The 14,380-nt window shown below is 42.9% G+C and carries 14 protein-coding genes; 4 read left to right on the forward strand and 10 right to left on the reverse strand.

Annotated elements, in window-relative coordinates; genetic code table 11:
- Positions 1-262: 262 nt before the first annotated feature.
- From holA to leuS, 3 genes are all read right to left on the reverse strand, one after another.
- Complete coding sequence (gene holA, locus ACH0AB_RS09050; RefSeq protein WP_406877961.1) at positions 263-1,282, reverse strand: DNA polymerase III subunit delta; 1,020 nt, start codon at positions 1,280-1,282, stop codon at positions 263-265.
- 29 nt (positions 1,283-1,311) lie between these two features.
- Positions 1,312-1,878, reverse strand: a complete 567-nt coding sequence (locus ACH0AB_RS09055; RefSeq protein WP_159676522.1) for an LPS-assembly lipoprotein LptE — start codon at positions 1,876-1,878, stop codon at positions 1,312-1,314.
- 116 nt (positions 1,879-1,994) lie between these two features.
- Complete coding sequence (gene leuS, locus ACH0AB_RS09060) at positions 1,995-4,655, reverse strand: leucine--tRNA ligase (protein WP_406877962.1); 2,661 nt, start codon at positions 4,653-4,655, stop codon at positions 1,995-1,997.
- A 95-nt stretch (positions 4,656-4,750) separates the two neighbouring features.
- On the opposite strand from leuS, the gene ACH0AB_RS09065 reads away from it, so the two are divergent.
- A complete protein-coding gene (locus tag ACH0AB_RS09065) occupies positions 4,751-5,104 on the forward strand; it encodes a Spx/MgsR family RNA polymerase-binding regulatory protein (RefSeq protein WP_406877963.1) in 354 nt (117 codons plus the stop codon).
- 92 nt (positions 5,105-5,196) lie between these two features.
- Here ACH0AB_RS09065 and ccoP read toward each other — a convergent pair whose 3' ends face one another.
- Genes ccoP through ccoN form a run of 4 tightly spaced genes read right to left on the reverse strand, consistent with a single transcriptional unit; the run spans position 5,197 to position 8,645 of the window.
- Positions 5,197-6,375, reverse strand: a complete 1,179-nt coding sequence (gene ccoP, locus ACH0AB_RS09070) for a cytochrome-c oxidase, cbb3-type subunit III (protein WP_406877964.1) — start codon at positions 6,373-6,375, stop codon at positions 5,197-5,199.
- Positions 6,372-6,545, reverse strand: coding sequence for a cbb3-type cytochrome oxidase subunit 3 (locus tag ACH0AB_RS09075; protein WP_050325699.1), 174 nt, complete (start codon positions 6,543-6,545; stop codon positions 6,372-6,374). Before ACH0AB_RS09075 ends, ccoP begins: the two co-directional genes overlap by 4 nt.
- Positions 6,545-7,162: a cytochrome-c oxidase, cbb3-type subunit II gene (gene ccoO / locus ACH0AB_RS09080; RefSeq protein ID WP_406877965.1), complete on the reverse strand. Its 618-nt coding sequence runs from the start codon at positions 7,160-7,162 to the stop codon at positions 6,545-6,547. Before ccoO ends, ACH0AB_RS09075 begins: the two co-directional genes overlap by 1 nt.
- A 10-nt stretch (positions 7,163-7,172) precedes the next feature.
- Entirely contained in the window at positions 7,173-8,645 is a 1,473-nt protein-coding gene (gene ccoN / locus ACH0AB_RS09085) for a cytochrome-c oxidase, cbb3-type subunit I (protein ID WP_406877966.1), read from the reverse strand.
- 522 nt (positions 8,646-9,167) lie between these two features.
- On the opposite strand from ccoN, the gene ACH0AB_RS09090 reads away from it, so the two are divergent.
- Positions 9,168-9,557, forward strand: a complete 390-nt coding sequence (locus ACH0AB_RS09090) for an SCP2 sterol-binding domain-containing protein (protein ID WP_159771189.1) — start codon at positions 9,168-9,170, stop codon at positions 9,555-9,557.
- A gap of 35 nt (positions 9,558-9,592) precedes the next feature.
- Here the strand turns inward: ACH0AB_RS09090 and ACH0AB_RS09095 are convergent, their stop codons facing one another.
- Both ACH0AB_RS09095 and ACH0AB_RS09100 read right to left on the reverse strand, forming a co-directional pair.
- Positions 9,593-9,832, reverse strand: coding sequence for a hypothetical protein (locus ACH0AB_RS09095; RefSeq protein ID WP_144917895.1), 240 nt, complete (start codon positions 9,830-9,832; stop codon positions 9,593-9,595).
- A gap of 295 nt (positions 9,833-10,127) precedes the next feature.
- Entirely contained in the window at positions 10,128-11,105 is a 978-nt protein-coding gene (locus ACH0AB_RS09100; RefSeq protein WP_406877967.1) for a hypothetical protein, read from the reverse strand.
- 479 nt (positions 11,106-11,584) lie between these two features.
- Between ACH0AB_RS09100 and ACH0AB_RS09105 the strand changes: the two genes are divergently transcribed.
- Positions 11,585-12,820, forward strand: a complete 1,236-nt coding sequence (locus ACH0AB_RS09105) for a lipoprotein-releasing ABC transporter permease subunit (RefSeq protein WP_406877968.1) — start codon at positions 11,585-11,587, stop codon at positions 12,818-12,820.
- 9 nt (positions 12,821-12,829) lie between these two features.
- Complete coding sequence (gene lolD, locus ACH0AB_RS09110; RefSeq protein WP_007115912.1) at positions 12,830-13,507, forward strand: lipoprotein-releasing ABC transporter ATP-binding protein LolD; 678 nt, start codon at positions 12,830-12,832, stop codon at positions 13,505-13,507.
- Here lolD and ACH0AB_RS09115 read toward each other — a convergent pair.
- Positions 13,504-14,244 (reverse strand): YdcF family protein, encoded by a 741-nt coding sequence (locus ACH0AB_RS09115; protein WP_406877969.1) that lies wholly within the window; start codon positions 14,242-14,244, stop codon positions 13,504-13,506. The genes lolD and ACH0AB_RS09115 overlap by 4 nt on opposite strands.
- Between the last annotated feature and the right edge of the window lie 136 nt (positions 14,245-14,380).

The following is a 14,380-nucleotide window of genomic DNA, read 5'->3' on the forward strand; positions in this document are numbered from 1 at the left end:
GTTAAAGGTGTTTGTGGTGAACTTACTTTAGCATGTTGGGCTTCTTTTTTTTATCCTTTCTTATGTCGAATTCAGGTTAATTATAACCACATAATCTTGCTGGATTATAAAATGAATGTTATGAGTAACAAAAACGCATTAAAAATTTGGGGGGTGGTGGATTGTATTGTAATTTGATGGGCGGGTTGTTTGAAGGGTTGCAAAGATTGCAAAGGTTGCGGAGCATTTTTAAAAGCAACTTTTAAAGTAACTTTTAAAGCAACTAGTGAAATAATGGTTGACCCGCTAGACGAAAAGCGAGTTGGTAGAGCAGCTCCCAAGCCGGTTGTTGCACCAGACCTTTGATGGCTTGGTCGGCTTGGTACAGTGCATCCGACCAGTTTCGGGTAGCGTCATGGGAATGACGATGCAGGGCTTTACTGTACAGCTGTTGCTTGCTTTGCCAAATGCCGAGGCTTTGATAGCTTGCCCCTGATTGCAAGCTTAAAATATTGCGCATATCTTTGGCTATCATCCATAACACCAGACTCTCTGGTTCTTCACTGGCTTTGAGTTGCTGCAAGATTTTTGCAACCTGCGCGGTATCACCTGCCAACATGGCATCCGATAAATCAAAGGTGGTAAACATAGATTGACTCACCAACCCATCAAACAGCTGAGGCTCATCGATGGTCACAAAATGGGTAGGGGGATTCGCATCTGTTGTAGCATAGAGATAGGAGAGTCGCCACAGACTTTGGTAAGCCGCTAGCAAATTATGCTGAGTTTGTGCCATTAGCATTTGCCAAGCGGGTTTGGTGAGTTCGAGCCCAAAGTCTTGCGCGTGTTGCTGTAGCAGTTGTTCGCGTTGCTGTTCTTGATAAAGATGACATTCGATGACCTGACCAAATTTATCGCAAAGCGAAAAAAACGCACTGCTTTGGCTTTTCTTATCGTATTTATCACTGATAATGACTAAGCAATTGCTTGGATTGCTCGTCGCAAATTGCGCTAATTCTGCTAACGCCTCTTTATCGGGTTTATGATTACCGTGAACGATAATGGCTTTGTTGTCGTCAAACAGTGACAGACTGTTCAGCTCTGCCAAAACCGCTTGCCATGATTTGGCGCTGGTAATATCCATGCGCGAAATTGCCATATTATGCTGCCGCCAATTGGGCGACATTTTTTCTATCAGCCACTGTGACAGCAAATCTTCATCGCCATGCATTAGCCACAGGCCAGTGGCTGGGTCTTGCCTATTTTTGAGATGTTGAAAGGCATTTAAAAAATTGTACTGCATCAGCGTATTATCAATTAGGTTAGGTAGGGTTAGGGGGTAGTTGCGGTCGGCACTTTGGTGATTTTTGGAAGGCTCAGTGCGACATATTGGTCAGCAATACGCTGCGCCAGGTTATCATACAACCATACTTTAATTTGCTCGGCTTGGGGATTGTCGGTCGCTACCACGCCTTGGTCATACTGATAGCTGCGCTGTACTTGAATCGTATTGGTCAGCGTGCGGGGTTGACCATTTTCAATGGCGCGATAGCTTACCTCTGCGCTTAGTACCATGCGAATTTCGGTCAAAATACCGCGTAGCTGGTAGTTTTGCAGGCGAATGTTTTTGACTTCAATACTGGCAGGCAAGGTAGTATTTGATTGGGTGGTTGCATTTTTATCAATTACCCTATCTTGGGTATTGATGCTTAGCTGGTGGAGTTGTTTTTTTAACGAATTTTTGACCGCATAGTCTTCTGGGCTATTGTGAAAAATCAGCTCAGTGGTCGGGATATTCTGTGACATGGGCGCATCATACCCGCGTAGATGAAAACCACAGGCAGGTAGCTGCGTCAGTAACACACTGCTTAGGAGGATACGAAGAAATGGCTGATTCATATAGTTACCTGTCTATGATTGTCGGGATTTCTTGTGATAACGCTTTATTATAAAGCTGCAAGATAAAGCTTTAAGGTCAAAAAGGGCTTAGGTTGCTAATAAGCCCTTATAATCAATTAGGCTTTTACCACAATATTGACCAGTTTATTGGGCACCACGATTTCTTTGACGATATCGCCGGTGATAAATTTAGCGACGCTGTCGAGTTGTTTCGCTTCGGCTTTTAACCAATCGCTGTCACTGTTTGGCGCCACCTCCATTTGACCTCGGATTTTGCCGTTGATTTGCACCACCATGGTAATAGTGTCTTGTACCAAGGCTGAACTATCAACGGTTGGATAGGTTAGTGTCATCACATCAATCCCTAACTCCTCAAGTAGGACTTCTGCCATGTGCGGCGCGTACATGGTGAGCAAGGTCAATAATGTTATAAGTGCTTCATTGGCTACCGCCAAATCGCTGTCTGAACGAATGTCAAACGCAGTGAGTTCGTTCGACAATTCCATTAAAAATGACACAGGCGTATTGAGCGCCAAATTTTTGCCAAAGGCGTCATCTAATTTGCCGATAGTATCATGTGTTTTACGACGTAAACTTTTAGCGGCTTTACTAAGCGACTGGGCGTCACTCACCGATAGCGTTGCTGCGGTTAAAGATTGTTGTGCCAATGTTTCGGCATGCTCGATGGTATAACGCCAGACTTTTTTCAAAAAGTTATACGGACCCTTTAGCCCATCGTCAATCCATTCAAGCGTCTGGTCGACAGGCGCGGTAAACATGGTGTAAAGTCGAACGGTATCTGCGCCATATTGATCAATAGTCGCTTGGGGGTCGACACCATTGTTTTTTGACTTCGACATTTTTTCGATTTTGCCAATTTTGACAGGCTGACCATCGGCTTTTAAGGTCGCTTCGATGGGCTGACCTTTGTCGTTGTAGCGGATATCAACTTCTTCTGGAAAGTAATAGGATTTGCTACCATCGGCATTTTCGCGAAGATAAGTACCCGCCAAGACCATGCCTTGGGTGAGTAAATTAGCAAAAGGTTCATCACCCTGCACCAAGCCTTCATCACGCATGAGTTTGTGGAAAAAACGCGCATATAGTAAGTGTAACACGGCGTGCTCAACACCACCTACATATTGATCCACAGGTAGCCATTTATCGGCCGCGACTTTATTAATCATCCCCTCGGTATAATTGGGTGAGGCAAAACGCGCGTAATACCAGCTTGATTCTACAAAGGTATCAAAGGTATCGGTTTCACGTTTGGCAGGCTTACCGCAACATGGGCAGTTGACATCGGTAAATGAAGCAAGGTTGTTGAGGGGATTGCCACGTCCATCGGGTACCACATCTAAAGGTAATACCACAGGCAGCTGACTTTCAGGGACAGGTACTGTACCGCAGTCTGTACAGTTGATAACCGGAATTGGGCAACCCCAATAACGCTGACGAGATACCCCCCAATCGCGTAGCCGATAATTGATGGTTTTTTTACCCAAGCCTTTTGGCTCAAGTTGGGTTAAAATGTTGTCAAAGGCTTGTTTAAAATTTAAACCATCTAACTCACCCGAGTTAATAGCCACGCCATTTTGCTTATCGCCATACCAGTCTTGCCAAGTCGTCGCATCAAACTGTTGACCTTGCTTATGTTGTTCGTCTAGGTCAATCACTTGTTTGATAGGTAACTGGTATTTATTGGCAAATTCAAAGTCGCGTTCATCATGCGCAGGGACTGCCATGACAGCGCCAGAACCGTAGCTCATTAATACGTAGTTCGCGACCCAAACAGGCACTTGCTCACCGGTCAACGGATGGGTGACAGTCAGACCCGTATCCATACCCATTTTTTCAGCTTTGGCTAAGTCTGCTTCGGCAACTGAGCCTTTTTTGCAGGCTTCAATAAAGCTTTGTAAGGCAGGATTGGTCGCGGCCGCGTGTTTTGCCAGTGGATGCTCAGCTGCCACCGATACATAAGTCACACCCATTAAGGTATCAGGACGGGTAGTGAACACATCTAGGGTTTTTTGTTCACCATTTAAGGTATAGGGAAAATGAATTTCCATGCCTTCAGAGCGACCAATCCAGTTGCGCTGCATGGTAATCACTTGCTGTGGCCAATGACCTTCTAGCCTATCCAAATCATTTAACAGCTCGTCTGCATAGGCGGTGATATTAAAGTAATACATGGGGATTTCGCGTTTTTCAATTAGCGCACCTGAGCGCCAACCGCGACCATCCACCACTTGCTCATTGGCAAGGACGGTATTATCAACAGGGTCCCAATTCACCGTTGAGAGTTTTTTATATACCAAGCCTTTTTTGAACAGTTGTACAAATAGCCATTGTTCCCACTTGTAATACTCTGGCGTACAAGTGGCAAATTCACGTGACCAGTCAATCGATAGTCCTAATGATTTGAGCTGCGCGCGCATGTTATCAATGTTTGAAAACGTCCACGCAGCAGGGGCAACAGCGTTGGCAATCGCTGCATTTTCTGCAGGCATACCAAACGCATCCCAGCCCATTGGTTGCAATACTTCATAACCCTTTAACCGATAGTAACGGCTCAACACATCACTAATCGTATAGTTGCGCACGTGCCCCATGTGCAGTTTACCACTGGGGTAGGGAAACATAGACAGCAAATAGCGTGACGGCTTATCTGATGCCGCGTTGTTTACTTGATAACGATTTTGCTGTTCCCATTTTTGTTGTTGGGCGGGCTCGATAACTTGAGGTTGGTATTGACTGGTTAAAGCTGAATTACTCATAATGGTCTGAATTTGCAGTATTTGAATGGGAAAGTATTTTAAGCCCCATAGCATAGCCTAAAACCGTAAAAATTGCGATAAAAAAAGGAGCCAATATGAGCATCACCATCTACGGTATCAAAAATTGTAGCACCATGAAAAAGGCGTTTGATAAATTAACCGCACTGGGTTTGGAGTATGAATTTTTTGACTATAAAAAACAGGCGATAGACAAAACGACATTAGCCCATTGGGTAAAGCGAGCAGGTATAGATAAGGTATTAAACACCAAAGGCACAACCTACCGTAAACTTAGCGATGCGCAAAAAGCCCAAATAAAGCAAGATGTGCATGCCGCGTTAGATATGATGATAGCTAAGCCAAGTATGATTAAGCGCCCGATTGTCGTCTCAGACAATGAGTTAATCATTGGTTTTGATGAAACTGCCTTTGAAAAACTAGGCAAGTGAAAAACTAAGCAGGTAAAGAGGGACAAGGAAAAGTCAATCCGCAATAAAAAAGCGAGTGATTAAAACTCGCTTTTTTAAGTGGCGGGTAAAAATTATTTTACCGCACTAGCAACCGCAGATTTTACCGCATTGGCAGTTTCAACTGGGGTAGAGGCTGCACCACGTTCTTTATTAACGATAGTTTGTGGCGTCATCACAGAAGCGTCTTGTTTGTGATCGCTTAATGAATAAACATACGCTGCCAATAACATAATACGCTCGTTACCCAGTTTGGTATCCCAATGTGGCATCACACCGGCACGACCATTACGTATCGTAGTACGAACTGTTTCCCGGTCGCCACCATACAACCACGTGTCATCCGTTAAGTTAACAGCACCGACATCAGGGTTACCTTTACCATCTTTACCATGACATACCGCACAGTTGGCATCAAAAATACCCTTGCCTTGATTAACCAAAGTTTGGTTCAACTGACCATTCTCTTTTGAACCATGACCGGGTGATAGTGATAGTACGTATTCAGCTGCAGCGCGAACACCATCTTCACCAATCTGCGCTTTCCAAGCTGGCATACCACCGACGCGACCATGATTAAGGGTTAACAAGATTTTATCGGGTGTACCGCCATAAATCCAGTCATTGTCCGTCAAGTTTGGATAACCGGGTGCACCATGCGCTTGTGAGCCATGACACACTGAACAGTTTTGTAAGAACAAACGCTGACCAATTTTAATCGCTTGCGGATCTTGAGAGAGTTTTAGAACGGCAGGCGCCAGTCCTACAATACCTTTATCAATCTGCGATTTTAATTCAGCATTGGGCTCTGCATTTTTAGCTTGCTGCGCTTGTAATTTAGCAAGGCTGTCAATTTGCGCCGTTACTGCTTTGTCTTTTAAGATTTTATCATTGAACGTGCCAGTAAATACAGCATTATTGCGCTCAAGATCGGATGCTAATTCATTAGCACTGGTCCAAGGAACATCTTGACCATCTACTTTTACCGTAGTGATACCTTTCCATGAGCCTGGCATTACTGATGGGAACAATAGCATGTATAGTAGTGCCCAAGCTAATGAACCCCAAAAGATTGCTAACCACCATTTTGGTAATGGACGGTCAAACTCTTGGATACCATCGTATTCATGGCCTGTAGTACCGTCATCCGACATGTTTGGGCGATAACCCAATACACCGACTAACCAGAACAAAATCCAAGCCCAACAAGCGATGGAAAATAGGGTTATCCAAAAACTCCAAAATCCACTCATTTTTTATCCTTATTGCGTTGTGATGCACCTGTTAGGTCTTCGTCATCTAACGCAAGTTTTGCATCTTCTTCAAATCGTTTGCGATTCTTTGGCGAGTAAGCCCACCAAACAATCGCAATAAAAGCGATAAACGCTGCGACCGTTGCGATACTGTGTAATGTGCCCAACATTAACGTTGACCTTTCATTGCAGTGCCCAGTTGTTGTAAATATGCAACAACAGCATCGAGCTCAGTTTTACCTTGTACCGCATCAGGTGCACCTGCAATATCAGCATCGCTATAAGGCACACCGAAATGGTCGCGGAATAGACGCATTTTTGCTTGTACTTCTTCAGGGTTAACGTCATTTTTTGCTAACCAAGCAAATGGTGGCATTACAGATTCAGGTACCAATGATTGTGGGTTAATCAAGTGTTCACGTTGCCAGTCATCAGAATAGCGTCCGCCGACACGCGCAAGATCAGGTCCAGTACGTTTGGACCCCCATAAGAAGGGATGATCCCAAGCGGATTCAGCAGCGCGCGAATAAGGTCCATAACGTTCTACTTCAGCCCGAAGAGGACGAACCATTTGGGTATGACAGACGTGACAGCCTTCACGAATATAAATATCACGACCTTCTAATTCAAGTGCGGTCCATGGCTTCATATTGGGCAAAGGTTGGTTAACCTCTTTGGTATAAATCAATGGCACGATTTCTACCAAAGTGGCAAAGCTGATAGACACAACGATTAGGATAACTAAAAGACCCGTGTTTTTTTCAATAATTTCGTGATTGAGTTTCATGAGTCTCTCCTTAAATCTGTTTTGCGGTAGCAGTTTCTACTACAGGTGTAGTGGTATCCGCTACTTCAACAGTTTTAGTGCTTGGCATCGTGATGGTTTTGTAGACGTTGTAAGCCATGACGACCATACCTGAGACATACAAGAAACCACCAAATGCACGACCAATGTAAGGATAGTGCGAGAACAAGACAGTATCAACGAAACTATACACTAGCGTTCCATCTGGATTTGTAGCACGCCACATCATACCTTGACCAATACCTGAAATCCAAAGCGATACGATGTAGAAAATAGTACCTGCGGTAGCCAGCCAAAAATGCGCGGTGATTAAGTCAGTTGAATACATTTTTTGTTTGTTCCAAAGACGTGGAATCAATACATATAATGAACCAACGGTAATCATACCAACCCAGCCTAACGCACCAGAATGCACGTGACCAACGGTCCAGTCAGTATTGTGGGATAACGCATTGACGGTTTTGATTGACATCATCGGACCTTCAAACGTTGACATCGCATAGAATGACAGTGCAACAATCAAGAAACGAATAATAGGGTCTGTGCGAAGTTTATCCCAGCTACCAGATAAGGTAAGTACACCATTAATCATACCGCCCCATGAAGGCGCAAATAAAATGATAGAGAATACCATCCCTAAAGACTGTGCCCAGTCAGGGAGTGCTGAATAGTGAAGATGGTGACCACCCGCCCACATATAAGACGAGATTAACGCCCAAAAGTGGATGATAGATAAACGATAGGAGTAAATAGGACGACCGATCTGTACAGGCACAAAATAATACATCATACCTAAAAACGCGGCTGTTAAGTAAAAACCTACGGCGTTGTGACCATACCACCATTGCACCATAGCGTCAGTTGCACCGCCAAACAACGAATACGACTTCCAGAAGCTCACAGGGATTGCCATACTATTGACAATATGGAGTAACGCAATGGTCAAAATAAATGCCGCAAAGAACCAGTTAGCAACGTAGATATGCGAGGTTTTGCGTTTCAATAACGTACCAAAAAACACAATAGCATAAGATATCCACACCACGGCAATTAAAATATCAATGGGCCATTCAAGCTCAGCATATTCTTTCGCTGAGGTTAAACCCAAAGGTAGGGTAATAATTGCGGCAACAATAACAAGATTCCATCCCCAAAAGGTGAACCAGGCTAGATAAGGTGCGAATAAACGCGTTTTACACGTTCTTTGAACGATATAATATGAAGTTGCGAATAACGCACAACCACCAAATGCAAAAATCACCGCGTTGGTGTGCAATGGACGCAAATGGCTAAATGTTAGCCAAGGGATACCAAAATTGAGGGCAGGCCATGCCAATTGTGATGCAATGAACACCCCAATTGCCATACCGATAATACCATATACTACCGCCATGATTGAGAACAACTTAATGATGTCCACTTCATAATCATCGGTAATAGGTATTGCTGTGTTTTGTAAATTCATTCGATGATTTCCTTTACAGCCTATATTATCAACAAGTTTAAGCAGAAATCTCCTTTGTGCCTGTCAATAAAACTATCAGGTCAGATACGTTGGCGCTAGTTATTTTTTTATAAGATAGGCTAACTGTTTAGTGGCTAGTTTCACGATGAATTTTAAAGAAATTAGCGGCTAAATCTTGACGCAAAACAGTAAATTTACAAGCAGTAAAATAGGCTCAAACTCACGATTCTCACCAAGTATTGTAACTTAATCTTTGCTAAATATCATCTAATGTAACGTTCATAGCGCAAAAAAAATTACATACCAACTATTATAATATGAAAAATAAAAAAAACCATGTAAATTGTGGGGATTTTTTTAACATCCCATACACTATCTAGTAACAATGCTAAAAATCGCTAACCGAGCGCCATTATCGTTGCTCTACAAATAGGTTTATTATGCGTTAGAGAATTGTCATTCATACAAAATCTCGGTAAGATGCACAAGTTCTAATACAACTAACGATAATGAGGATTTAAAATGGCTAAAATTTTAACACAAGAATGGTTTGATAAAGTTGACGAATTAACCAACAAAGCAGGTGACTTAAATCTACCACCCGCGATTAAAAATATGTCAATTAATTTACAAGTCACGGATAGCGACAATCAAGAAGTCAATGCAGCTTTTTATGATGGGACAATTCATCAAGGTTTGAAAGATGGCGCTTTAACCACCTTAAAACTTGATGCCGATACCTTAAAAGCAATCTTTTTAGATCGTGATATGAACCGTGCGATGGAAGCCTTCATGGCTGGCAAAATCCGCGTCGAAGGCGATATGGGACAATTAATGTCTATCCAAACCGCAAGCCCAAGCGCTGAGCAAAAACAGCTTTTCAAAGACATCTTAGCCAATACACAAGTGTAAATGGGCTGATTAAATAATTTTGGATATTGCGCGCATTATCCGTGTGTTAAGCGAAATATCACTAACACCCCGAGCACAAAGAAAATCATCGATAACATTCGGTGATTTTTTTTATCGCGTGCTTGGGTGGGGTACAGTAGCAAACTATAAACCATCAGACCATTAACTGAGCTAGTTTGAGCAGATAGTGGGAGTGGGCTGTGATTTACCAATCCAGTCTGGGCTTGGATAGCGTCTGAAGTAGAAACTGCGGATTTAGTCGACTGATTTGGCATGGGTCATCTTCCCAAAATAACTGATAGAACATTCATAATCGTTAGCGGATAATATTGGTTAGGCTATTGAGCCGCCATAGGATTTATGGCTGAGCCGCTATAGAATTTATGACGTTGATGGATAAAAATTGATTAAAATCAAATTTAAAATAACGATAATATAAAATTGTAGTCAATTCAATGAATTAAATAAAATAACGCGCTAAATTTACATTTATTTACAAAATAACAAAGCCACTGTCATAGTGGGCAGTGGCTTCAAGAAAATTAATCAATAATTTTAGTGGGGAAAAGCTTAAAACGCTCTATAATTGGTGGCTGCTTTTTTCTGGTTTTCCATAAAAATAGTCCCCTGTAGCCAAATATTGGCTTGAATATAATCGTTGACTTGAATAGTTGAATCGATGTTATCGGCATTGACCGCTAAACGAATAACAACAGGATTATCAAGGCTTTCACGTAATATCACCACATCAAGCAATACAAATTCAACGCCATTAAAGCTGGCAGTCTGTTTGCCAATAATTTGACCTTGGCACCAAGCTTCATCTTGTTGACCGATGGTTTCACCAAATAAATAAGCACACATGTGTCCTACGTTGATTTCAATTGGCTCCAGCGGCAAGTCGTTTTCGCTAGGTTGCCAAGCGGCGATTTGGGCTTCAAGGTCTTTTGGCGCAACGTTATTATTTTTGGTCAAAATATCATTAAAAGCGCGGTGATAGCGAATCGCTTCAGGGTCATCAACCACAATGGTTTCTGAGCGGTTACTCAAGCTTACGTTGTAAGCAAATGCACTCAGATTGATTAAGTAGCGGTGATTTTTTTCATAGTTGTGCGCATTGATGGCATAATACTGGTCAAATACATACAGCACGGTATTGTCATCAGTTTTTAAGCGCAAAATCGCCTCTATCTGATTGTCACATTTATAGACACCTTCAATAGTGACCCATTGCCCATAAGGACTATTGACACAAGGAAACGCATTAATCAAACGTTTGGGTGAGCGATTACTATCAATTTCAATCACTTGATTGACATGAATTGGCTGATTACCCGATAGTAAAATATGCGAAGGCGTGGCGTTGGTAGTCTTTAGTGGGGTAGGCATGGTGGCAGTATCGATATGCGATTGCAACCAATTTGGGACGTCATCGGGAATATTGTTGGTAAAACATGACCAGTGATCTGCATGACCAACCACTTGATCACAGTTTAGACTAATCGTATTGGGGGCATTTGAAGAAGGGGGTTGGTGAGTATTGGTCATAAGACGTCCTTTAAGTAACAACAGGTTTATCAGTAACAACAGGCTTATGTTGCAAACAAACTTAATAAACTAAACAGCTGTCACGATATTTATCAAAATTTTAATGATTACATTATCAGCTATCAATAGGCTAATATCAGCCTTCAAATCATCTCGGTTAAGTCAACGAGTATCACCTATTAACCTATCTGTTAATAATGGATTAACCCTTGATTAAGCAGGGATGAAATTTAATTCTGCTATGTTAATGGGGACATGCAGAATTTTTTCACCTTATTTTGCTTAAAACATCCACAATTTATTGCGCAGATATGTTTGATTCTGCGAATTTTTAGCAAAATTGCAAAAAAACTTTTGCCAAAACGGTAAAAAAATGTGTCAGACTAACACGCTTTTAGCAGGCTTGAATAATGGTTTTGAAATAAGCTATTTCATTGCCTGCTTGTATCATCAAAATAGTGATAATTTTTAGGAATGCTATGTTTCGACCGTTGGCTTTGTTTTTAGGATTACGGTATACCCGTGCTGAGCGAAGTAACCGATTTATTTCTTTTATTTCTTTGATTTCAATGGTGGGTTTGACGCTTGGCGTTGCCGTGCTCATTACCGTGTTATCGGTGATGAATGGCTTTGACCGCGAACTCAAGAGTCGTATTTTGGGCATGGTGCCGCAAGCCACTGTCACTGCGAGTGAAATTATCCCAGACTGGCAGACACTGGCGCAAACGATTCAAAAAAACCCCAAAGTTGAAGCCGTCGCACCTTTTATCCAATTACAGGGTATGCTCACCGCGAATGGACAAGTCGCAGGTATCATGGTGACAGGTATTGAGCCAAGCTATGAGAAAAAAGTCTCGATTATTCATCAGCATATGGAAAGTGGTAGTGTCGATAGTCTAAAAGCAGGTCAATTTGACATTGTGATTGGCAAGCAAATGGCGGATTCACTGGGGGTGAAACAAGGCGATATGGTCACTTTGGTGTTGCCAGAAGCTTCGCCATCGCCTGCTGGCGTGATTCCGCGCTTCAAGCGTTTTACCGTCACTGGGGTGTATGACATTAGCCCTGAAGTCAACAATATTATGGCATTCATCCCGATGAATGATGCGGCTACGTTATTGCGTCTGCCTGCGGGGGCGCAAGGTATTCGCATGAAGCTAAAGGATTTGTTTGCCGCACCCCAAGTGGCTCAGCAAGCCGCGAGCCTTGCACCCAATATGCTCATGCCTAGTGACTGGACATCGACGCATGGGAATTTATTTGGTGCGATTCAAATGGAAAAAGCCATGGTGGGGTTATTGCTGTTTTTGATTATTTTGGTTGCTGCATTTAACATCGTCTCATCCTTAGTGATGCTGGTGACTGATAAAAAGGCGGACATTGCGATTTTAAAAACCTTTGGTGCGTCGCCTAAGCTCATCACCCAAGTGTTTATGGTGCAAGGATTGTTTATCGGGGTGATTGGTACCGTCGCGGGAACTATTCTGGGCGTGATTTTAGCGTTGACCGTGAGCGATGTGGTAGGCGGTATCAATAATTTATTTGGGTTACATTTATTTGATGCCTATTTTGTCAACTATTTACCTTCACAACTTGAATGGAAAGACGTATCCATCATCGTGGCAGCCTCACTGGTAATAAGTTTTGTGGCAACCATTTATCCAGCACGCCGAGCAGCTAGCATTCAACCGGCTCAAACATTGCGTTATGAATAGGAGTGAGCCATGACGGCGATTTTAACAGGAAACAATATCACCAAGACCTATCAAGATGGTAAAACCACCACGAATGTGCTCAATCATTTGGATATCAGTATTAACAGTGGCGAGCGCATCGCCATTGTTGGCACGAGCGGGTCAGGTAAAAGTACCTTGCTACATATCTTGGGTGGGTTAGATGTGCCGACCAGTGGGGAGGTTTGGCTACATGGGCAGCGCATCAATGATCTCAATGAAACCCAGCGCGGTGAGCTTCGTAACCAGCATTTGGGCTTTATTTATCAGTTTCACCATTTGTTAGCGGAGTTTACTGCGATTGAAAATGTGGCAATGCCGCTATTGATGCGAAAAGCAGTGCCAATTGCAGTGGCGCGTCAACAGTCTATTGAATTACTGGAAAAAGTAGGGTTGGGGCATCGGCTGACCCATCGCCCAGGCGAGCTGTCTGGCGGTGAACGTCAACGTGTGGCGATTGCTAGGGCGCTGGTGACAAAGCCTTCATTGATACTGGCTGATGAGCCCACAGGGAATTTAGACTATGCCAATGCACAGGCGGTGTTTGAAATCCTATCAGAGCTACAAAAAGATTTTAATACCGCGCTATTGATGGTCACCCATGACCGGCAATTGGCACAGTTGGCGGATAAGCAATTAGCCTTACAAAATGGCACGTGGGTGGCTTAATACTCATCGAGTAGCCAACCGCTGATAAAAGCAAAATATTCACGGAACCACACATTTGGGCGGATATACCAAGGGGTGTCAGACCCGACCACCTGTAAATTGGTATATCCTTGTCGTTTGCCAATAAGGCTTGCGCGCAAGGTGTGAAAATCACTGGTGACTGCGATTATCGGTTGGTTTAAGGCAATCCCTTGCTGCGCTAAAATCTTTTTGCTATGGACAAAGTTAAGCTCGGTACTGGTGCTTTGTTCTTCAAGCGCAATATGCGCCAAGCTGATGCCATAGGTGTCATGTAAATAGTCCGCCATCGCTTTGGCTTCACTGACATCCTCCCCAGCGTCAAAACCACCACTGGTTATCACAAGTGCGTTTACAAAACGCTTGATGACTTCAGAGGCTTTATCCAAACGCAGTTTTACCGCATCGGTCGGCTTATTATCTTTTGTTCCGCCGCCTAAGACAATAATCGCTTGCGCTGCTTTAGGATGGCTATCGGTGTTGAAGTGCTGTTTTAAATAGCTGACAAAGACACAAAAACTTATTAACCAGACAAAAAATAGTAGCCAAACCAGCTGCCATAGTTTTTTTAATGACGGCTGTGACGCCAAATAAAGTTGGATACGTTCCCAATATATCGCATGGCCTAAAAAAATTAGCCCTATGCCCAATGGCACTAGGGTGCCAATATGAAAAACACGATTGGCCAGCAATAGCCCACAGTCAATAACCAGTATCAATCCTGCAATCCCTAGACTGATTTGAATACTTTTTTCCCAACGCCTGAGGCATTGTCATTGCCGCTACTAAATTGAGTCAACATCGATTAATAATTTCCAAAAGTTGCTATTTGTTTTACTATATCGTTCATTCGAT

Origin of the sequence: Moraxella sp. 179-F 1C4 NHS (genome assembly GCF_045370505.1) — a bacterium.
Classification (GTDB): Bacteria; Pseudomonadota; Gammaproteobacteria; order Pseudomonadales; family Moraxellaceae; genus Faucicola; species Faucicola tetraodonis.